Annotated in this window: 15 protein-coding genes; 5 read left to right on the top strand and 10 right to left on the bottom strand. The window is 58.8% G+C overall.

Features of this window, described 5'->3' with window-relative positions:
• Nucleotides 1-14 precede the first annotated feature (14 nt).
• From AC2FIR_RS20385 to rfbF, 6 genes are all read right to left on the bottom strand, one after another.
• Nucleotides 15-2,051, bottom strand: a complete 2,037-nt coding sequence (locus AC2FIR_RS20385; protein ID WP_496716765.1) for a B12-binding domain-containing radical SAM protein — start codon at nt 2,049-2,051, stop codon at nt 15-17.
• A 104-nt stretch (nt 2,052-2,155) separates the two neighbouring features.
• Nucleotides 2,156-2,557, bottom strand: coding sequence for a GtrA family protein (locus tag AC2FIR_RS20380; RefSeq protein ID WP_170617056.1), 402 nt, complete (start codon nt 2,555-2,557; stop codon nt 2,156-2,158).
• A complete protein-coding gene (locus tag AC2FIR_RS20375) occupies nt 2,554-3,432 on the bottom strand; it encodes an NAD-dependent epimerase/dehydratase family protein (protein ID WP_496716764.1) in 879 nt (292 codons plus the stop codon). Before AC2FIR_RS20375 ends, AC2FIR_RS20380 begins: the two co-directional genes overlap by 4 nt.
• The gene (locus AC2FIR_RS20370) at nt 3,432-4,664 is read right to left on the bottom strand and encodes a methyltransferase domain-containing protein (protein WP_496716763.1); all 1,233 of its coding nucleotides are present in this window, start codon (nt 4,662-4,664) and stop codon (nt 3,432-3,434) included. The genes AC2FIR_RS20375 and AC2FIR_RS20370 overlap by 1 nt, the downstream gene beginning before the upstream one ends.
• On the bottom strand, nt 4,661-5,746 hold the full coding sequence (locus AC2FIR_RS20365) for an NAD-dependent epimerase/dehydratase family protein (RefSeq protein ID WP_496716762.1): 1,086 nt from the start codon (nt 5,744-5,746) through the stop codon (nt 4,661-4,663). Before AC2FIR_RS20365 ends, AC2FIR_RS20370 begins: the two co-directional genes overlap by 4 nt.
• Nucleotides 5,728-6,501, bottom strand: a complete 774-nt coding sequence (gene rfbF, locus AC2FIR_RS20360; protein ID WP_170617050.1) for a glucose-1-phosphate cytidylyltransferase — start codon at nt 6,499-6,501, stop codon at nt 5,728-5,730. Before rfbF ends, AC2FIR_RS20365 begins: the two co-directional genes overlap by 19 nt.
• Before the next feature lie 656 nt (nt 6,502-7,157).
• Between rfbF and AC2FIR_RS20355 the strand changes: the two genes are divergently transcribed.
• Nucleotides 7,158-8,657 (top strand): NAD(P)/FAD-dependent oxidoreductase, encoded by a 1,500-nt coding sequence (locus AC2FIR_RS20355; protein WP_496747152.1) that lies wholly within the window; start codon nt 7,158-7,160, stop codon nt 8,655-8,657.
• Nucleotides 8,658-8,667: 10 nt separating this feature from the next.
• On the opposite strand, the gene AC2FIR_RS20350 is transcribed toward AC2FIR_RS20355, so the two are convergent.
• Complete coding sequence (locus tag AC2FIR_RS20350; protein ID WP_496716760.1) at nt 8,668-10,545, bottom strand: asparagine synthetase B family protein; 1,878 nt, start codon at nt 10,543-10,545, stop codon at nt 8,668-8,670.
• A 167-nt stretch (nt 10,546-10,712) separates the two neighbouring features.
• Here AC2FIR_RS20350 and AC2FIR_RS20345 point away from each other — a divergent pair, with 167 nt between their 5' ends.
• The 4 genes from AC2FIR_RS20345 to AC2FIR_RS20330 all read left to right on the top strand — a co-directional run bounded on the left by AC2FIR_RS20345 (nt 10,713) and on the right by AC2FIR_RS20330 (nt 15,807).
• A complete protein-coding gene (locus AC2FIR_RS20345) occupies nt 10,713-11,378 on the top strand; it encodes a response regulator transcription factor (RefSeq protein WP_170682290.1) in 666 nt (221 codons plus the stop codon).
• A complete protein-coding gene (locus tag AC2FIR_RS20340) occupies nt 11,368-12,726 on the top strand; it encodes a sensor histidine kinase (protein WP_496747156.1) in 1,359 nt (452 codons plus the stop codon). The genes AC2FIR_RS20345 and AC2FIR_RS20340 overlap by 11 nt, the downstream gene beginning before the upstream one ends.
• Nucleotides 12,727-12,970: 244 nt before the next feature.
• A complete protein-coding gene (locus tag AC2FIR_RS20335; protein ID WP_496716812.1) occupies nt 12,971-14,932 on the top strand; it encodes a hypothetical protein in 1,962 nt (653 codons plus the stop codon).
• A gap of 65 nt (nt 14,933-14,997) precedes the next feature.
• Nucleotides 14,998-15,807 carry an FkbM family methyltransferase gene (locus AC2FIR_RS20330; protein WP_496716811.1) on the top strand — a complete coding sequence of 270 codons (810 nt, stop codon included), beginning with the start codon at nt 14,998-15,000 and terminating at the stop codon, nt 15,805-15,807.
• A 36-nt stretch (nt 15,808-15,843) separates the two neighbouring features.
• On the opposite strand, the gene AC2FIR_RS20325 is transcribed toward AC2FIR_RS20330, so the two are convergent.
• From AC2FIR_RS20325 to AC2FIR_RS20315, 3 genes are read right to left on the bottom strand one after another with little or no spacing between them, the layout of a single operon-like run.
• Nucleotides 15,844-16,869 (bottom strand): glycosyltransferase family 2 protein, encoded by a 1,026-nt coding sequence (locus tag AC2FIR_RS20325; RefSeq protein WP_170617042.1) that lies wholly within the window; start codon nt 16,867-16,869, stop codon nt 15,844-15,846.
• Nucleotides 16,866-18,377 (bottom strand): hypothetical protein, encoded by a 1,512-nt coding sequence (locus AC2FIR_RS20320; RefSeq protein ID WP_496716810.1) that lies wholly within the window; start codon nt 18,375-18,377, stop codon nt 16,866-16,868. The genes AC2FIR_RS20325 and AC2FIR_RS20320 overlap by 4 nt, the downstream gene beginning before the upstream one ends.
• Nucleotides 18,378-18,384: 7 nt before the next feature.
• Complete coding sequence (locus AC2FIR_RS20315; protein WP_170617067.1) at nt 18,385-19,347, bottom strand: UDP-glucuronic acid decarboxylase family protein; 963 nt, start codon at nt 19,345-19,347, stop codon at nt 18,385-18,387.
• Nucleotides 19,348-20,052: the final 705 nt, after the last annotated feature.

Below are 20,052 nucleotides of genomic sequence, written 5' to 3'. Positions count from 1 at the left end.
GTTCTGTCCGGGGCCTATTCGGCGGCGTGCTGGTTTTCGGCATTCACGAAGTTGCGCCTGAAGTCATTGGCAAACATCGTCCGCGTAAACCGCCCCAACCCCGAGGCATGTTCGCCAAAGGTTTCGATCCGGGACAACAGGGTCGTTTTCACACGCGGATCGACCTGTGTCTGGAACTCGCGCGGCGCGTCGAACTGATAATCCTGCAGCACGCCTTCGTAGCCCGAACTCCGCCAGGCTTCGACATCGAAGGACGAACTCCAGACGGGTTCGTGTTCCAGGGTTTCGGAAAACGGCACGTGCAGCATCACGGCGCTGTAGTAATTGATGATCGTGTCGAGCATCGCGTGCGCTTCGTGGTCGTCCTTGTCCAGAAGATCGCTGATGGACCGTTTCAGGAAGGCAAGCGCTTCGTCCAGCACGATGAACCGGCCAATCATCGAGTACTTGCTGAGCAGATTGCCCCCAAGTTCACCGCTGATCAGACCCTCGTAGTTTTCCTGCGCCCAGGCAACGCAATCGGCGCGGGTCTCGAACAGTTCCTGCTGGTTCTCTTCCAGATAGCCGGCCACCGCATCCCGGAACGGTTCCGGGGCCTGATCGAGAATGTCTTGCATGTGCTTGACGATCAGGAAGGGCCGGATGCCGCGGGACCGCGCCAGCCGGAACGCTTCTTCGAAATTGTCCTCGTAGTAGAAAATCGTCAGCAGCAGATGGAAAACGCGGGTGTCCAGATAGTCCTGGAACGAGAAGTTTTCGGACTGAACCACCATCTCCTCGGTTTCGACGACCGTCGGGCCGGTATACTGGCCAAGGCACCGGGCAACCACGCGATGGAGCGTTTTGAAACCGAATTTCTCGCGGCTGTCCGGGTTGGCCAGCGGTGCGCCATGCAGCAGCATCAGCTGATGCGCGGCCACCCGGCTAACACCGGTTTCGATCAGCTGATCCACCGCGTCCATAAAGGATTCCCGGGTCTCGCCCGGCATGCACAGGATCAGTTCGCCATAGGATTGCATACCGTTGGCGTGCAGTTCCTGCTGCACCTCGGTATAGGTATCCAGGCTGATGTTGTCGCGCTTGATGTTCTTCAGAACCTCCGGATTCAGGGATTGCACCGACGAGGTCATCGGCAAGCGGCCCTTGGCCTTGCGCATCACCTTGATGATCCGGTCACCCCGGTTCTTGCCCGTGGTCGTGCGGATGTATTTGGGCCAGTCGTATTTCTCCATCAGATGGCCCAGATAATCGGCCACCTCTTCATCCTGCAGGTACATGCCGAAATTGTCGTCGGCAAAACAAAGCGGGCTGGCATGGTTGATGCGGGCCACGATGTAGTCCAGATCGGCTTTGGTCCGCTCGAACGAATGACGGAACACTTTCGAGTTCGATTTGACCGCCGAATTGCAGAACGCGCAGGTAAACGGGCAGCCCCGCGCCAGTTGCATCAGCGCAAACAGGCCGGTGTCAAAGAACTTGTCCATCAGCCCGGCAAGATAGGGCGAGGGGATTTCGTCCAGATCGCGGATGCGGGGCGGTTCGCCGCCGCGCAGGATCTCTCCGGTGTTGGGATGTACGTAAAGCGCGCCGTCGACCGCTTCTTCCCACATGCCTTCGCGGCGGCCGCCGACATCGATGAAACGTTGCAGCGTGCTCAGGAAAGCGCGCTCGCCTTCATAGGTCGGGCCGCGCACATGCATGTCGATCTGCGGCATGGTCCGGATCCAGCTTTCCTGCTCTTCCTCGGTCAGCGGAAAGTTGGGTCCGCCCATCAGGGTCAGGATGCCGGGATCGACCGCTTTCACATAGTCGGCGAAGGACAGGGCCAGATGGTGGTTCCAGGAGTAACTGGAAAAGCCGACCACGTCCGGGGTGGCCGTGTCGATCGCGACCTTGAGCTCCTCAGGGTCACGAAAGATCGCGACCTCAATCGGGGTCGGGCTTTTCGCATAGGCTTTGGCAAAGGTCGCAAGATTGCCGACACCCAGCGGATAGGTGTCCGACGTTGCGGTAACGAGGTTGTGGCCGAGATCGGCGAGATAAAGACGCATCTGTAAATTATCCTTGCGGGACAGTGTCTATGTCAAATTTTCAGACTCCACGGTCGGGTTGCTCTTTGATGGCAGAGGTGCCGGGGTATTGTTTTCACGCATTTTCAAACCTCCGGCTGCCAGGGGAAACGGTCTGTCAGCACCCGGGAAATCAGGATGAAGGCCAGAATGGCGGCGGGCAGAACGATCAGCCCCTGCGCAACGATCGGTTGCAATCCCATGGACAGCAGACCCTCCAGCGACAGGGCGTTGAAGGCGTACACCACCAGGTAGGACAGGATGTAATAAGGCAACCGTCCCATGCCCCTGGTGTCGAACACAAGCCGGGCATGGGTCATGAAATTCCACAGAACCCCGCCGGAGAACGAGATGATCAGCGCGATCTGCGGGGGCAGGCCGGACAGGCTGAGAACGGTGAACAGCGCATAGCCGAACGCCGTGTTCAGCACGCCGACCATGGCGAAGCGCATGAAAGACTTCTTTCGGGGGACAAGCAGTTTCTTCACGTCTGTCCCCCTTCGGATCTGAGAATATCAGCCACGCCCGAGGCGATGTCATGTTGCGGCGCAAAACCGGCCTCATGCCGCAACCGGGTCACATCCGCCGCCAGCCGGGCAGGGTCGTTTGCCGCGCGGGCGATGGCCCCCAGCCGGATTAGGTCAGGGTGATGCATCTGGTTGGCGACCTCTTCAATCAGCTTGCGCACCGGGATTGCGGTGCCGCTGGCGACATTGACCGCGCCGGTCACATCGGTTTCCAGCAGGTGTGACAGCGCGCGCGCCAGATCACCGACATGCAGGAAGTCCCGCTCTTGCAGGCCGTCGGTGCAATCCACCGGCCGACCCGCCCTGAGGTTTGAAATCAGGTCGCCGAACAGGCGTCCCGGTGGTTCACCCGGCCCATAGACGAAAAAGATACGTGCCCAGACCAGTGAAAGGCCAAGCGCGTCCTGCCCCGCGCACAGCGCCAGCCCGGTCCCGGCCTTGGCCGCCCCGTACAGGGTGTGTGGCCGCAAAGGCGTTGTCTCGGTCAGTTCCGGCACCGACCAGTCATATTCCGCGCAACTGCCGGCGCAGAGCGCCCGCTGCCCGCCGATGCGGGCGAATTCGCGCACCAGATGCAACGTGGCGGCCATCCAGTCCAGATTGGCCGGAGACGTCCATCGGTCGCGGGCGCCGTCATGCCAGGCCAGATGCAACAGGCGGCTGGCGTGGGCGCCCTCAAGGGCCGTGGTGACCGCTGCGGGGTCCAGCAGATCGCAGGTGATGTCGCTTGAACCTGTCCGGCCCAGCGTCACCACCTCGTGCCCGGCTGCCGCCAGGGCCGAAGCTGTCGCGCGACCGATCAATCCGGTCGCCCCAGTCAGCAGAACCCGCGCCATCAGCTGATCCTGACCTCCGGCACGGCGGTCGCGAACCGGGTGCCATGGGCCTTGAGGTCGGCCAGTTGGTCCGTGACCTCGTCCCGAATGTTCCACGGCAGGATCAGTACGTAATTGGGTGGTGCTTCGCGCAGCGCCTCAACCCCGTGCACGGGAATATGGCTGCCAGGCAGCAATGTGTTCTGCTTGGCCGGATTGCGGTCGACGCAGTAGGAAATCAGCTCGGGGCCGATCCCGGCATAGTTCAGCAGCGTGTTGCCCTTGGCCGCCGCGCCATAGGCGGCGATGGTGTCGCCCCGGGCCTTGGCCTCGCGCAGGAAGGCAAGCAGCCCGTCGCGCAGCGCCTCGACCTGAGTGGTGAAGTTCATGTAGCCTTCCGGGCGGTCGAACTGTGCCGCAACTTCATCCGCACGGACCTTGGCCAGACCGGGTCCTTCGGGATGGCTGGCCCCTTCAAGACAGGCGAACACCCGTAGCGACCCGCCATGGGTGGGCAGTTCTTCGACGTCAAAGACGCGCAGGCCCGCCTTGGCAAAGATCTTCTCGACCGCCAGCAGCGACAGATAGGAGTAATGTTCGTGATAGATCGTGTCGAACTGCACTTCGTTGATCAGGTTCAGAAGGTGCGGAAACTCGACCGTATAAACCGCATCACCCGTCAGAAGGGTGGCGATGCCCGCAACGAAATCGTTGATGTCAGGCACATGCGCCAGCACATTGGCCGAAGTGATCAGCGCCGGAGGTTTCTCGGTTTCAGCAACTTTTTGCGCCAGCGCTTCGCCAAAATAATCAACCAGCGTGCGCACGCCCTTTTCTTCGGCGGCCGCCGCCACGCTGCCCGAAGGTTCGATCCCCAGAACCGGAATGCCCTTTTCAACGAAATACTGCAGCAGATACCCGTCATTCGAGGCGATCTCGATCACCAGGTCATCCGGTCCCAGATCAAGCCGGTCGACCATCTTCTCGACATAGGCCCTGGCATGGGCCAGCCAGCTGTCCGAATAGCTGGAGAAATAGGCATAGTCGGCGTTGAAAATCTCATCCGCAGGCACGGCGTCTTCGACCTGCACCAGATAGCAGTCGTTGCAGACCCAGGCATGCAGCGGGTACCGCGGGCAGGCCGTGTCCGCGCGTTCGGGCGGCACATAGGAATTGGCCAGGGGCGACAGCCCCAGATCGACCAGCGTCTGGGTCAGGGCTGCACCACAGCTCCGGCAAACGGGTTGTGTCATTGCGGCATCCTCCAGCGCAGATCCTCGCTCAGCGTGCCATTGCGGATATGCTCTTCAAGCGCCTTCAGCCGCATCAGCGGTGACGATCTGAAATCGGCATCGCCAAAGTTGATGTCATTCAGCAGTTGCAGCAGATCCCGGATGGTGCTTTCAAGCGTCTGAACCGGCTGATGCGCAGGCGCGAGCTGCCTATAAAGCGAAAAATCGACCCGGTAGGAACGGCTGTCGGGCGAGGCGTCGGGGTTGATCGAATAGCTGGCCCCGGGGACCGCCTCGGCAACGGCCTGGGCCAGATCGCGGATCTGGTAATTCCATACATCCGACCCGGCATTGACCGCCAACCACTGGCCCCCGGCATCTTCGGTCCGGGTGATCGCCCAGTCGATGGCCCGCGCCATGTCGCGCACATCGATCAGCGGGCGCCACGGGCTGCCGTCGCTCAAGACAGTGATCTTGCCTGCGGTGATGGCGCAGGCGGCAAAATCGTTCAGGACCAGATCAAGCCGCAGCCGGGGTGACGGGCCGCAGGCGGTGGCAAAGCGCAATGCGGTGCGCAGCATCCCCGGCGTATCCATGGCCTCAAGCGCGCGCTCGGTTCCGATCTTGCTGCGCGCATAGGCGGTCAGCGGGTTCAGGGGCGCATCCTCGGACCGGGCATCACCTTCGGCGAACCCGTAAACCGAACAACTGGAGGCGAACACAAAGCGCGACACTCCGGCCTCGGCGGCCAGATGCGCCGCCTGGACGATGGCGTCCTGATTGATTTCCGTGGTGACGGTTTCAAACCGTGCGCCCATCGGATCGTTCGAGATCGCCGCCAGCGCGACAACCGCATCGGCCCCCTGGAACAGCGATGCGTCGATGTCGCGGATATCCGCGATGATCTGCTGGTTCAGAACCCGTTCAGGCCACGCGTCATGTGTGGTCAGCCGGTCCGAGAAAAACCCGGGATCAAGGCCGATCAGGTTGGCGTTGGGATAAGATTTCCGCAAGGCCGACGCCACCACCGGGCCGATATAACCCAGATTGCCAAGCAGGATGATTTTCGGAGAGGAACCCAGCTTCATTCCCAGACCTTCCATGGAGCATTGCCTTCCTGCCAGCGCGCTTCAAGCTGGCGACGGTCGCGGAGCGTATCCATCGGCTGCCAGAAGCCTTTATGGCGGAACGCCATCAGATCGCCGTCTGCGGCCAGTGTCTCAAGCGGGGCGCGTTCCCAGATCGCGCCATCGTTGTCCAGAAGTTCACCGACCGAAGGATGCAGTACAAAGAACCCGCCATTGATAAAGCCACCGTCACCGCCCGGCTTTTCGGCGAAACGTTCGATCTGGTCGCTGGCCAGTTCCAGTGCTCCAAAACGCCCTGGCGGCACGACCGCTGTCAGAGTGGCGCGTTTGCCGTGGCTTTTGTGGAACGCGACCAGCGAGCTGATGTCGACATTCCCGACCCCGTCCCCGTAGGTCATGCAAAAGGCCTCTTCATCCTTGAGCAGATGCATGACGCGGCGCAGCCGCCCCCCGGTCTGGCTGTCCTCGCCGGTGTCGACCAGCGTCACGCGCCACGGTTCCGACTTGCTGTTGGCAATCTCAAGCCCGCCGCTGGCCAGATCGATTGTGACATCTGAACTGTGCAGGAAGAAATTCGCGAAATATTCCTTGATGACGTAACCCTTGTAACCAAGGCAGACGATGAAATCGGTGATGCCATGGGCGGCATAGATTTTCATGATATGCCAGATGATCGGTTTGCCTCCGATCTCGACCATGGGTTTCGGGATCCTGACGGTTTCTTCGCTGAGCCGGGTTCCCAAGCCGCCGGCCAGAATAACGCACTTCATAAAATTGCTCCCTCGTTAACAACGAAGCCAGCCACCAATCTTCAGGCCCCGAACCCGGACCAGATGTGACTTGATCCTACAAACACTCGCAAGCAGTAGGACGGGAGCGCTGCGCCCATGTCAAGATTCACAAGGCTCCGAGTCATGATGCATCCGATTTCCGGACACTCTGGCACTTGGGCATGCACAATATGACGGATCGGGCGGTATTGTTGACGCCCCTTTCCGCACCGGGATCAGGGGCAAATCGCAACACATTCCGCGGCCTGAATGGGTGGCAGGACAGGTCGGATATGTGATGCCCGCCGCAGGTGCGTTTCGGGATTGGCAAGGGCGGTTTCCAAGGGCGTGAAAGCAATTTTTGGGGTGAATAACTGTATTACTATTCAATATGTTGGGTGTCTCATCTGTTACCTGAAAGGCGGCTGGGGCTGCGCCCCTCGCACGCCGGATATCCGCTTTCACAAGAGGTGGTCGAGGCTTACCGGTGTTCCGGCACTTTGGGTTCGGACACCGCCACCGCCTGCTTATTCATGCCCCCGTTTTCCCCGTCCGAGAGGGAAAGACATGGCGAGTGGGATTTGCCTTTTTGGGCCCATTAGGAATTTGTTGTGAATCGACGGTAACCTCTTGTACCCTGAAACAAGGGTTTTTGTATGGATGTTAGTGATTTGCCAAAAGATATTGTTCCAGTCGTAGTCATCGGAGGTGGACCGGCCGGTCTGACGGCTGCCTACGAACTCCAGAAACTGAGTGATACGCATGTTCCCCGGGTCTTTGAGGCCTCGGATATGGTGGGGGGTATTTCACGAACCGAAACACATAAAGGATACCGCTTCGATATTGGCGGGCATCGGTTCTTCACCAAGGTGCGCGAAGTCGAGGATATGTGGCACGAGGTGATGGGGGATGATTTCATCACCGTGCAGCGCCTCAGCCGCATTTTCTACCGCGGCAAGTTCTATGATTATCCGCTGCGGATTTTCAACGCTTTGGGCAATATCGGTCCCTATGAGACCTACAAGATCATAGGCAGCTTCATCAAATGGAAGCTGCGCCCCAAGCCGCAGGAAGATACGTTCGAAGAATGGGTGATCAACCGCTTTGGCGGGCGGTTATACATGCATTTCTTCCACAGCTATACCAAAAAGGTATGGGGTATCCCGCCCTCGGAAATCCGCGCCGACTGGGCCGCGCAGCGGATCAAGAACCTGTCCCTGCCCAAGGCGGTCTGGAACGCGATTTCGGGCGCCAATGACACGGCCAGCCTGATCGAGGAATTCCAGTATCCCCGTCTGGGGCCCGGCATGATGTGGGAAAAAACCCGCGACCTGATCCGGGAAAAGGGTGGTTCGGTCGAAACCCATTCCGAAGTGACCAAGGTGAACCGCGATGGCAATCGCGTCACGTCGATCGAAGTATGCCACTGGACGGAAGATGGTGAAAAGCACACCGAGCGTGTTGAAGGCGCAGAGTTCATCAACTCGATGGCGGTGCGCGACCTGATCCACGCCTTCGACCCGCCGCCGCCACCCGAAGTGATCGAGGCCGCGGACCGGTTGCGGTATCGCGATTTCCTGATTGTGACGCTGATCCTGGATCACGCCGACCCGTTCCCGGACAACTGGATCTATATCCACAGTCCCAAGGTGAAGGTTGGCCGTATCCAGAATTTCCGGGCCTGGTCCAAGGAAATGCTGCCCGACCAGAACACCGCTTCGATCGGGATGGAATATTTCTGCCAGAAAGGCGACGGGCTGTGGTCATCTGCGGACGAGGATCTCAAACATCTCGCCAGCGAAGAGCTTGAAAAACTCAATCTGGCCAAGGCCGGTGACGTCATCGATTGCGCGGTCATCCGGCAGCCCAAGGCCTATCCGGTCTATGACAGCGAATACAAGGATGCCCTGGACACGGTCAGCGGCTGGCTGAAGACGCTTGAGAACTTCCAGACTGTCGGCCGCAATGGCCTGCACAGGTACAACAATCAGGATCACTCGATGCTGTCGGCGATGTATGCCGCCCGCAACATCATGGGTGAAAACAACGATGTCTGGGATGTGAATGTCGAACGGTCCTATCACGAGGAGTTCGAGGCCGACAGCAAGAAGAAATCGGAACCAAACCAAACCCTCCGTAACAGAACGGCGACCTGAGTCCCTGTCTTTAGCCGGGGACCACAGCGTTTGCGGGCTTGCCACCGGTTGATGAGTCCGGACGAAATTCGTCTGGCAGGATGCTGACGTGATCGCGCAATCTGGCGATTTCCCGCGCTTCGTCCTGATGGTCCAACCGGCACCGCAACCAGACTTCGGTAAGCAGCAACCGTAGCTTCAGGTCGGGGTCCGCACCACGGATCGTTTCTTCCATTTGAGCGAGGGTCAGGCTGAACAGGTCCTGCAACTGGCCGTTTCTGAAGTAGTTGGCGCGGATTTCCAGCCGCTGAAATACAGTGGCCCCGAGCCCATTTCCAATGCGCCGACTGAGGGTGTGCGGAATATGTCGGTTGGCGACTTCCCGAGCGACCCATTTCGTGCGGATAAAGGGATGGGCTTTGTCAAAAGCAAACGGTGACGCCTTGAGCTTGTAGCGCGTCGGGAGGTTGATCCCGAAACGGGCAATCCGGGTGTCTAGAAACGGAAACCGCATTTCGACCCCGGCAGCCATCCACATTGCTTCATTGTGATGCAGAAGCGCGCGCAGAGGTTCGTGCATGTGCTCCAGCACCCACTGTTTACCGTGATTTCTGAACCTGTTGGGCAAGGCTTCAAGACTACGGTCTATCGCCAGCGTATCCTCGGGTTTTATGGGGCTATTCAGAACACTGCGTGTTTCCTCTGTCTGACCCACCAGTATTGGTCTTATCCCGGGCATGAGTGCGTCGATCCTCTGTTTGCAACCATTCACCAGATATTTCTTCGCAAACATTTGAGAACCAATGAATAATTCATCAGATCCACCGTCCGACAATAATCCCGTTATCCCCACATCAGCGGCAAGCCGGGATGCCTTTATGAGCGCTGCCCCGTTGGAGCGCGAAGTGAACGGGGCTTCGCAGTGCCGCATGACCTGCGGAATCATGTCGATAAAATCCTGTTCTTCGACTTCGGCGATATGTAGGTCCAGTTTCAGGCTTTTGGTAAGTTCCCGGGCCGCCTCTGTCCCGGTCCGATTGCCTCCTGTATTGACGTGGATTAAGGGAATTTTGTGGTGTTGGGTCGCAGAGATGGCCGCAATCAGAGAGGTCTCGACCCCATCCGAACAGAAGGCCCCGCTCTGTCCACGAGCATGCAGATTCGCGGCCAAGGACCGGTGCATGAGATCGGCAAATTCATCAACGATCTCGGCAGTTGGCAGATTATCGAGCCGCGCCATCTCGTCAGGATTAAGAAAATTGGTCAAATGGAAGAAAGGCGCAATGTCGATCGCGCCTGATCCATCATACCACAGGCGGGCTCCGGGCGTTAGGCATTGGACCTTCTGATAAAAGGTCGAACCGCAGATCGGATTGCTGTAGCCCAGCAGGTATCCGGCCATCGTGTCGAAGTCAGGCTGGAGGGTCATCCAAGGCTCAAATGCTTTTATTTCCGAGGCGAACAGAAAAGCCGGGCCGTCTTCTGTCATGCCCTGCATCCAATAGAGGGGCTTTGTTCCGAAACGGTCCCGGGCCAGCAAAAGGCGGTGGGTCCGCCGGTCAATGAAAACCAGCGCAAACATCCCCTCGAACCGGATCAGCACATCTTCTCCCCATTGAATCAGGCTGTGTAGAACGACTTCGGTATCCGAGGCTGTCCGGAACGCGATGCCCAATTTCTCGAGCATGGCGCGCAGAGGTCTGATGTTATGGATTTCGCCGCTATAAACGAGGCTGTAGAGACCCGTTGAATCGCTAAAAGGTTGCTGCGCCAAGCCCAGGCCTGGTTCCACGAGAATATTACAGGCATCCAGGCCACGGTGGCGGATAGAGAACGCGCTTTTCCGAACCCGTATGTTGTCAGGGGTTCGCGCGCCGTCCTCAGTACAGATACCAAACAAGCCACTCATTCGAAACTCCGGCATCACAGGGGGTTAGCGGGTAAAATTCCGTTCGCGGCGAACGGATCCTTTCGACAACGGGTCTGGTCGAATATAAATTGAGGGGCGTGAATGGTGCATGTCCGGTCTTGTCATTCTCCATTCATGTTCAGTGCCGGTGCCAGTGTGAGGGTTTGATGAAAATACTAGTTGCTGAAGACGACGAAACGCTGCGCAACGATCTTGACCGTCTGATGCGCACACGGGGAGATATCGTAAAGCTGGCAGAAAACGGTAGTGACGCACTGTTTCTGGGTGAAACCGAAGACTGGGATGCCATCGTCCTGGATCTGGGATTGCCTGGTCTGGACGGGCTTTCGATCCTGCGCGAATGGCGCAGCCGCAACATGGCGACCCCGGTTTTGATCCTGTCGGCGCGCGACAGCTGGAATGACATCGTTTCGGGCCTGCGAAGCGGTGCGGATGATTACCTGTCAAAACCGTTTCATTCTGAAGAGCTCTTGGCCCGTCTCGAAGCTTTGGTGCGGCGGGCAAGCGGGCGTGGGACGCCATCGATTGATCTCGGGGATCTTTCCGTTTTGCCCGGTGAAAGGGCTGCCTTTTATAAAGGGCGCAACGTGTTACTGACAGCTTTTGAATTCCGCGCTCTGGAGCATCTGGCCCGGCATGCTGGCTCGGTTGTCAGCCGCGCGGCTCTGATCGAACATATCTATGCCGAAGACATGGATCTGAACTCGAATGTGATTGATGTTCTCATCTCGCGTCTGCGTCGTAAGATATCCGCGTCACTTGTGGAAACCGTACGCGGGCACGGTTATCGGATACCCACAGATGACACATGAGTGGGCCACGATTCCGCGACGTGTTTCGCTTGCGACAATCGCAATCTGTTGCGCCATCCTTGGGGTTGGGGCCACAATCTGCATTCTGCTTTACCGGACATATGAGATTGTTGAGCTTGATCTGCTGCTTGCCCAGGATTTGTTGATCGAATCCGGAAGGATTACTCTGAGCGGAGCACAGACCAAACTGTCCGGACCCGTTGGGCGCGGGCTTTATGACGTTGCTGGTGAAAACTGGCTTTGGCAACTGACGCAGGATCAGGGCGACGCCCCCCCCAGAATTCTGTTGCAGTCGCCCTCGCTGGGGCCGGTCGATAAAGACAGCCAGCTTCTGGCCGTCCCGAACGCGGGGAAAGGAAACTTCGAAAGCCCGGAGGGTGGCATTGTGCGTGGCCTGTCGCAGGCGTTCCCTGGAACAGCGCCCGAGGATGGAATGATTTTTCGGATCGCAGCGCCTATGAAACGCGTCACTGAAGAGATAGACCATGCGGTCAGGCTAATCGCTCTGATATTTATTGGCCTCGCCCTGATGGTGTCGGTTGCGGTCTACTCGACGGTGAACCGGGGTCTCAGACCACTCAAGCGGCTCAGCGGGTCGGTCAAAGCTATGCGTGAGAATGATACGATTATTGATGGGCAGAACTGGCCGCCTGACCTTGTCCCCGTGGTCGAGGAATTGCGCGAGCTGCATCGGCGCAACAATATGAACCTCGAAAAAACCCGCAGGAAAAATGCGGAGTTGGCGCATGGGCTGAAAACGCCGCTGGCGGCATTGATACGTGTCGCCGAAGGTCTGAACAGCAACAAGCGTGATCAGGTAGCTGACCTTGTTGACCGGATAACACGGGTCATCAAGCGCAACCTTAGCCGCGCGCGAACCGAACGCCCTTATGGGAAATCTTCGTCCGTGCGGTACAGCGCCGAAGACGTGATCTATGCGCTTGGTGTCATTTTCAGGGATCGAATGCCTGAAATCGAAAACAACGTCAACGCGGGAACGCTGTTCCTCGGGGAAGTGGCGGACATTCAGGAAATCCTCGGAAATTTGCTTGAAAACGCTTGTTATTGGGCTGAAATCTGTGTGCGCATATCAGCCCCCACAAACGGGCAGGGTATGATCGCATTATGTGTAGAAGATGATGGACCGGGTATGGAACACAGTCAGACAATGCCAAAGTCGCCTTCACACGGGTCCAGAAGTGAGGGTGACAATGAACATGGGCTGGGTCTTTTGATCGTTCAGGATATTGCTGAGCTTTATGGCGGGTCAGTTCATATAGGGACATCGTCATTGGGTGGTGCTCGGGTGACGGTCATGCTGCCTGGAAGGGTTGAGGAACAGGAGTAACGCGACCGGAGTTCATTTGTTTCCCTGAGTTTATCAATGCCCCGGTATTTGACGCATTGATGTCCAGTTGCATGTGCAATCGACCCAATTGACACAAAACTCGCAATGCACTGAGAGTTACATGTTATCAGTAAACTGGTTGATTGAAGGGCGTTTTATTTAGTTGAGTAGTTAGTGCATAATATGCCTTTCATTGAACAATCATCGACTGTTGTATTTTTGTGAGTTTGATTAAGACGTGATGGTGCTGCGCCTTTTAATATTTCTCATTGTGTCGGTTGGCATTGTGCTGGCTGGTCAGGATGCGGCGGCGGTACTGGCGGCAAAGACTGCTCTGGCGGACGGGCCATCGCCATACTTCATCCCCGGTGACGCTCTGTTTTTGTATATCTGGATACCACTGGTCGTCCTGTCGGCGTCAGCGCTATTTGTTGCGCCAGGTCTGCTTCTGGCGCTGGGAATTGCCGCGCCCGGGGACCGTTTCGAACACTGGCTGCTCAAGGGGTTTACGTTTTCCCTGTTTGGTGTGCCCGCCGCTGCCGCGGCGGTGCAGGCCATCAGCGGCATTTCCATGACGGGGGCGGCCTTCAGCTTTCTGGTCGTTCTGCTCTGCCTGCCCGGCATTGGCCTGGTCTCGGCCCGCTCCGGTCCGGATATTTTTCGGGGCAGGGGATGGGATGTCACCGGGATGATCCTGCTGCCGCTGGCGGTGCTGATCCTGATGACGCCCAAGTTCTATTGGGAGGCGCTGAATGATGACGGGGCCCACAGCTTCTTGAATGCGATGCTTTTCATTACCCGCGGGCTGCCGTTCTGGCCGCCGGATTCCGGCGGGATCGGCGGATATCCGACCCCGAAGATGGTGACGGAAACCTTCCTGCAAACCGGGTTCATGCGGTTCTTCGGTCCTTACGAAGCCTCCATCCGCCTTGCCTATCTGCCGGGCATCTCGATCCTGTTCGGGGTCATGCTGGGGTTTGTGCGCAGCCCGGACGGGCGCACCGATGTATGGGCCGTTCTGGGGCTGGGAATGGCGCTGCTGCTGTTCTCCTTCGTGATGGCGTTCAATCCGTCCTACAACCCCTATTTCGCCGATATCGCCCTGCCCATGACGCGCGAACCGATGATCCTGCTGGGGGTGCTGGGGTATATCCTGTTCTTTACCGAACGGAAATTCGGCTGGATGGCGGTTGTGTCCACGCTGGCGTTGCTGACCGCGCCGAACGGCATTTTGTTGATTGGCTTCTTCCTGATTTCCTTTTTCCTGCTGACCCGGCCCCTGCCGTTCCGGCAGGTGATCACCGGAGGGGTGATCGCCCTTGGCGTCGTGGTCCTGGCATCCCTGCTTGAAATGGTTCTGCGGTCGTCGGGACTGACCAGTGCGTCCAGCGAGTTCAACACGGGCAGCATTCTGCGCCGCCTGCGTTTCGTCACGATCTTTGACACCGGACGGTTCCTGTTCTGGCTGCTGCCTTGCGGGATATTGCCCGGGCTGGCCCTGCTGGCGTGGCGCTGGCAGGACAAGCTGTCCAAAGCCCTGACCCTGACCGTTATCGCCTATGTTCTGTTCTTCTATGTTCAGGCCTATCGCATTCTGCCGCACCATTTCGCGCCCGCCGCAGTCATTCCGCTGATCATTTTCTGGCGGTTGCGTCCGGTTCAGGCCGCGCCCGCACAGGCGCTGGCCTGTGCTTTGGCCGGGCTGGCGGTCAGTGCCTGGATCAGCTGGCCGGAAACTCTGCGCCCGTTTACCCAGACACGGGATCTGGGGCACCGCATCGCCATCGAGACCGAGGCCGCCCCGTTCCCCGATCTGGACGAGATGCGCGTCGTGCAGGCGCTGCTTGGTGAGGCCTTCCCGCCGATCTGGACACAGGCCGAGATAGAAAGCCGTTACATGGCTGGCGGGCTCTCGGTTTATGTGCATGCCAGAATGCCGGCACCGGCCGGCACCGCCAGCGACTATTTCATACGCCCCGCATCCGAACCCCCGCAAGACGGGGAGACCATGATAGGTGAACCGGTCGAAGGCCGGATCCTGGTGGTACGCGATCGCGCGGCTTACGAAAGCGACTTTGGGACCACCGACGTTCCGGTCAGCATTGCGCGTGTCTATCACGTGCCATTCGACACAATTTTCGGACGCGGAACGCGTGAAACGCTGTACCCGGTGTGGGATATCGCGAAAATTGCAGGGTTAAGATAGCCGATGTCTGTGCAACAATGTTTTTGCCCGAAAAGCCAAGAGCGGGCGGTTAAGTGGAGAACTTTATGAAGCAGAATCTTACCAAGCTGGTTGAAACCTATCCGCTCCTCCAGAAACCAGCCTATTTCGCGTATATCGGCGTGGTCAGCACCCGGAATTTCAGCCGCCGGTTCGCCATGAACAATCTTGGCTATCTGCCCAAACGCGTCTCGGACCGGGGACAGGACATGTGGGTGATCAACGAGGTCTTCAACGGCAAGCGCAACGGGTTCTTTGTCGAGCTTGGCGCCGCCGACGGGTTTTCCGATTCAAACACTTTCGCTCTGGAAAAACACTATGGCTGGACCGGGCTGCTGATCGAGCCCAATCCAGTCAATTACAACAAGATCATCAACTGGCACCACCGTTCAGCCACCCCGGTCCCGCTGGCGGTCGACCCCGAACCGGGTCAGCTGGAATTCATGATCGACGGCCAGCGTAGCAGCCTGCTGGTGGATGAGGCCGACAACATGACCGAGCGCCGCGCCGCAAAGCTGGCCCGGTTCCGGGAAAAGGGCAAGGTCGTCACGGTCGAGGCCGTGCCGCTGGACGAGGTGTTCGATCGTTACAACGCCCCCAAGGACATCGACTATTTCAGCCTGGATGTCGAAGGGTCCGAGACGCGGATCATGCGCAACTTCCCGTTCGACAAATACCGTTTCCTGGCGATGACAATCGAACGCCCGACGCCCGAACTGAATGAGTTGCTGTTTGCCAATGGCTATCATTTCGTGCGCAATTCGCTTTACGACACGTTCTACGTGCACGAAAGCAACTCGCGTTTCGATCAGATCGAGAAACTGCCGTTCGAACAGTTGCCCGCCAAACAGTTCTGATCCCAACCCGATTGATCGGCAATGTCACGCGATCTGTCAGTTTCGCGTGACGCGCAGCTTCTGCTTTTGTCCCAGCACGTGATATTCGAACAGGCACCAGACATAGACGGTGGCCGAGTAGACGTAATAGACCTGATGATAAAGCAGGCATTTGAATGCAAACCACGGGCCTCCGTGGCCCGCCATCGTGCGCACCAGATCGAAATTGGCGACAAAAGCAGCGGCCAGCAGCAACACGGGCAGGGGCCACGACCCCGGCCAGAAGGGCAGCACCAGAACCGACAGCAGCAACAGCCCGGCCAGCGCGGCCCGGATGCGTTCCGCCATCGAGGTGTTCAGATCATCGGTCAGCCCCTCGCGTGAAATCATCAGCCGCGACCAGGGCAGGGCGCGGCAGAAGATATCGGTGCTCAGGCTGTTGCGCATGGTCCAGACCTTCAGGTGCTTGCCCTGCAGCCGGGGCTCGACAAGGATGCGCCGCCCGGTTCCCGCAATCCGGTAGCCCAGTTCGATATCCTCGATCGAGGGGACTTCGTAGGTTTTCACATCAAACCCGCCAACCTCGTTGAACACATCGCGGCGGATTGCGCCGCAGCCGGCCCAGAAGGTGCGGGCCTCGCGCTGTGCGCGCTGATGGTGATAGCGGTGCAGCAGGTTCTTGTAGCGCGAAAACCAGGCCTGCCCGTCCGGCGCATCGTCATACGAGCCAAACACCGCCCCGACATTGTCTTCGGACATCGCGCTGCGGATATGTTCGGCCCCGTCCGGCCAGGCGATGACATCGGAATCGACGAACCACAGGATGTCACCCGTGGCATGTTCGGCGGCCAGATTGCGCGCCGCCCCCGGCCCGCCATTGACCGGCGTAGTCAGAACGCTCGCCCCCATTTCGCGGGCCAGCGCCGCGGTGCCGTCGGGGGACTGGTCATCCACTACCAGGACCTCCTGCACCTGGCCGGTGTTCAGCATCCCGATCAGGGGGGGCAGGACACGGGGCAGCAGATGTTCCGCATTGTAGGCGGGCATGATCACGCTGATGGAAAGGGATTGGTCTGAAGTCACGTGGGGTCTCCGGCAGTGGCGCGCGGCGGTCCTGACCGCTGAACAAGAAGAAGAAAGGCCGCCGTAAAGGGCAGCAGCCACATCACGCGCGCACCATAGCGGTCCGCGGGTTGTGAAACACCGCCGCAAACCAGCGCATTGACGGCAATTCCGATCAGGATGAACAGCGCAAACAGTTTCAGCGGCGGGGCAACCCGTCCGGGCCACAGCAGCAACCCGATCACGACAATCGCCGAGATCAGGTAGATCGTCGCGTGGATGGAATTGACCGGGCTCAGCCAGGGCTGATCGCGGGTCAGAACAATATTGTCGAGAACCGCAAGCTGCGCCTCGGGCAGCCCCGAAAGCGATTTCGCATTTCGGATGACAGCCTCGTTCGGGATGGTCATCTTGATGCTGTTCATGCCCAACTGCTCTGCCGCATTGCCGCCAAGGGCCAGGATCGTGCCAAAGGGGCGCGCCGCCAGAACCTTCAGGAAGAAGGCACGCTGTTCGGCGGCCACGGCCTGCTGATCCTCGATCGGCATCAACCGGAAGGACCCGAGATTTTCAGAGCGTTCGAAAATGATGTGGGTGGCGGTCAGGCGGTAAGGGTCATCGGACCAGGACAGCGCCTCGTGCAGGGCGCAGGTCGCCAGATCGTCCCGGGGGCACACATCGTTGAGATAGGCCAGCCCGGGACCATCCACAATCAGCCGCGCGGTGATGTGAGGGGTGTAAAGCACCTCTTTCTTGGTGACGGTCTCGGCCGCGAATTCGAACGCCTTGCGCTCGGCAATGGCCAGAACGACCAGCCCTGCGACAAACGCTGCCGCAAGCCACCGCCCCTGCCCAAGGCGCAGCAGGGCCGCCAGTACGGCAAAGGGTACCATCAGCACGGCAATCCCCAGATGCGAAGGGTGCAGCACAATGGCAAAGCCGGCCAGCGCCAGCGCCCCCAGCCATTCCAGCGGATGCATGTAACGACCCGCGACAACAACCGCCGCAATCAGGATCAGCATCACCGATGTGAAAATGTCCGGCATGACATAGGCGACATAGAAAGGCAGCGCGGTCGTCGCGGCGGCCAACAGTGGAAGGCTCACCAGTTGAAGCGTGCTGCGCCCGGTCTGTGCGCTGCGCTGCAACACCCGCATCGTCAGCCAGACCGCAAGCAGCAGCATCGCCAGATGAACGATCGCAACCCCGCCCAATGCATCGGCACGCCAGAATGCGGCAACCAGCAGCGCATAGACCATCGAACGGGACCCGCCGGTCGTCTGGTCTTTCTTGCCAGACCCTTTGGTGCCGGCATTGCCAGCTCCGGCCTCCTCGCCATCCTGTTTCGGCTCGGGCAAAATCAAGGACAGCGCCGCATCGCCCTGCCGAAAATAGCTGCCGGTGTCGAAGTAGTAGAGCGGCCCCCGGTTGATCGCCAGAACCGACAGGCAGCCGATCACCGTCACGGCCAGCAGGACAAAGGCCCAAAACCGTCGGGACGATCTTTCTGAGGCGTCCTGTGCCGTCATTGCCGCCCTATACGTTCTTCACCGCCATGGCGGTCCGCTCGAAATAGGTGATCGTCGCCTTCAGCCCCTCTTCCAGCGGCACCCGGGGCGCCCAGCCCAGCTGTTCGCGGGCCCGGGTGATGTCGGGCTGGCGCTGGATCGGATCGTCCTGCGGCAGCGGGCGGAACACCAGTTCCGATTTCGAGCCGGTCAGGCGGATCACGGATTCGGCGAGTTCGAGGATGCTCAGTTCGACCGGGTTGCCCAGGTTGATCGGCCCGGTCACGTCCTTGGGCGATTCCATCAGCTTTATCAGCCCGTCGATCAGATCCGAGACGAAACAGAAGGACCGGGTCTGGCTGCCGTCGCCATAGATGGTGATCGGTTCACCCGCCAGGGCCTGCATGATGAAATTGGACACCACGCGCCCGTCATCGGGGTGCATGTTCGGCCCGTACGTGTTGAAGATCCGCGCCACCTTGATCGGCAGGCCGTGCTGCCGGTTGTAGTCAAAGAACAGCGTTTCGGCGCAGCGCTTGCCCTCGTCATAGCATGAACGCGGCCCGATCGGATTGACGTGACCCACATAATCCTCGGTCTGCGGATGGACTTGCGGATCGCCATACACTTCCGAGGTCGAGGCCTGCAGGATGCGCGCACCCACCCGCTTGGCCAGCCCCAGCATGTTGATCGCGCCATGCACGGCCGTCTTGGTCGTCTGCACCGGATCGTGCTGGTAATGAAACGGCGAGGCGGGACAGGCCAGATTATAGATCTCGTCCACCTCGACATAGAGCGGGAAGGTCACATCGTGGCGCATGACCTCGAACCGGGGATTGCTCAGAAGATGACGCAGGTTCCCGCGCCGCCCGGTAAAGAAGTTGTCGACACATAAAACCTCGTACCCGCGCTCCAGCAGGGTGGCGCAAAGGTGCGAGCCCAGAAACCCGGCCCCGCCTGTCACCAGGATCCGTTTGGCGTCGAGATGCATGTCGTTGGGATCAAAATCAGGCGCGTTCATCAGCGTCCCCGGTCACTTTCACCATCTCTGGCTCACCACCCATCCGCATCATCTCCTTGCTAATAGGCAGGCACTGTTTAAACAAACGGCCGAACTGAAATCCCGATCGAGAATGCGTGCCTGAACTTGGTACAATAACAGTTCAACGCTACACGAAACTTCCCGTGCGTCGAAGGAGAAATATGGCGGGCCGCGCGCTTGGGTGAATTTTCCATGTCAGGCGTGATCGAAGGCGATCTGAGGGAATTTTTTCGTGGACAATTGGCCGCTCTGGCGGCGATTGTTTCCTAACTTTTCCAAAAGGATACGATCCTCTGGTTCGGAAAAAAGTGCCGCGAACATCTGCGAAACCCGGCGGGCGCGATCCGACTCGGCGCCTCGCAAATGCCAGATTCGCCGCATATTCGTTCACACAAGAGAAACAAACCTAATCAAATAGTCGCATTATGTTACACGATGCGCCCTAATGCCCTAAAAAAGACACATTTTTTCAGAAAACCCTTCGCAATCCACGAAAGTTACGGTAAAAATTTTGAAATTAGGTGCCACGCCAAAGATGCGTGTAATTGTGTGTACAAAGGTCGAGGGTGGGAATTAATGCTTAAATCTTTGAAAATGATGGCTGCGGGACTGATCGCAGCTGTAATGATGGCCGGATCAGCCAGCGCGCTGACA

This window comes from Ruegeria sp. CDSB136 (assembly GCF_059610965.1).
This window is presented reverse-complemented; position numbering and strand designations above follow the sequence as displayed.

Coding starts and splice junctions, on each gene's coding strand:
- AC2FIR_RS20385 (WP_496716765.1), bottom strand. CDS start 2,051: ATGCGTCTTTATCTCGCCGATCTCGGCCACAACCTCGTTACCGCAACG.
- AC2FIR_RS20375 (WP_496716764.1), bottom strand. CDS start 3,432: ATGGCGCGGGTTCTGCTGACTGGGGCGACCGGATTGATCGGTCGCGCG.
- AC2FIR_RS20370 (WP_496716763.1), bottom strand. CDS start 4,664: ATGACACAACCCGTTTGCCGGAGCTGTGGTGCAGCCCTGACCCAGACG.
- AC2FIR_RS20365 (WP_496716762.1), bottom strand. CDS start 5,746: ATGGAAGGTCTGGGAATGAAGCTGGGTTCCTCTCCGAAAATCATCCTG.
- rfbF (WP_170617050.1), bottom strand. CDS start 6,501: ATGAAGTGCGTTATTCTGGCCGGCGGCTTGGGAACCCGGCTCAGCGAA.
- AC2FIR_RS20355 (WP_496747152.1), top strand. CDS start 7,158: ATGGATGTTAGTGATTTGCCAAAAGATATTGTTCCAGTCGTAGTCATC.
- AC2FIR_RS20350 (WP_496716760.1), bottom strand. CDS start 10,545: ATGAGTGGCTTGTTTGGTATCTGTACTGAGGACGGCGCGCGAACCCCT.
- AC2FIR_RS20345 (WP_170682290.1), top strand. CDS start 10,713: ATGAAAATACTAGTTGCTGAAGACGACGAAACGCTGCGCAACGATCTT.
- AC2FIR_RS20340 (WP_496747156.1), top strand. CDS start 11,368: ATGACACATGAGTGGGCCACGATTCCGCGACGTGTTTCGCTTGCGACA.
- AC2FIR_RS20330 (WP_496716811.1), top strand. CDS start 14,998: ATGAAGCAGAATCTTACCAAGCTGGTTGAAACCTATCCGCTCCTCCAG.
- AC2FIR_RS20320 (WP_496716810.1), bottom strand. CDS start 18,377: ATGACGGCACAGGACGCCTCAGAAAGATCGTCCCGACGGTTTTGGGCC.
- AC2FIR_RS20315 (WP_170617067.1), bottom strand. CDS start 19,347: ATGCATCTCGACGCCAAACGGATCCTGGTGACAGGCGGGGCCGGGTTT.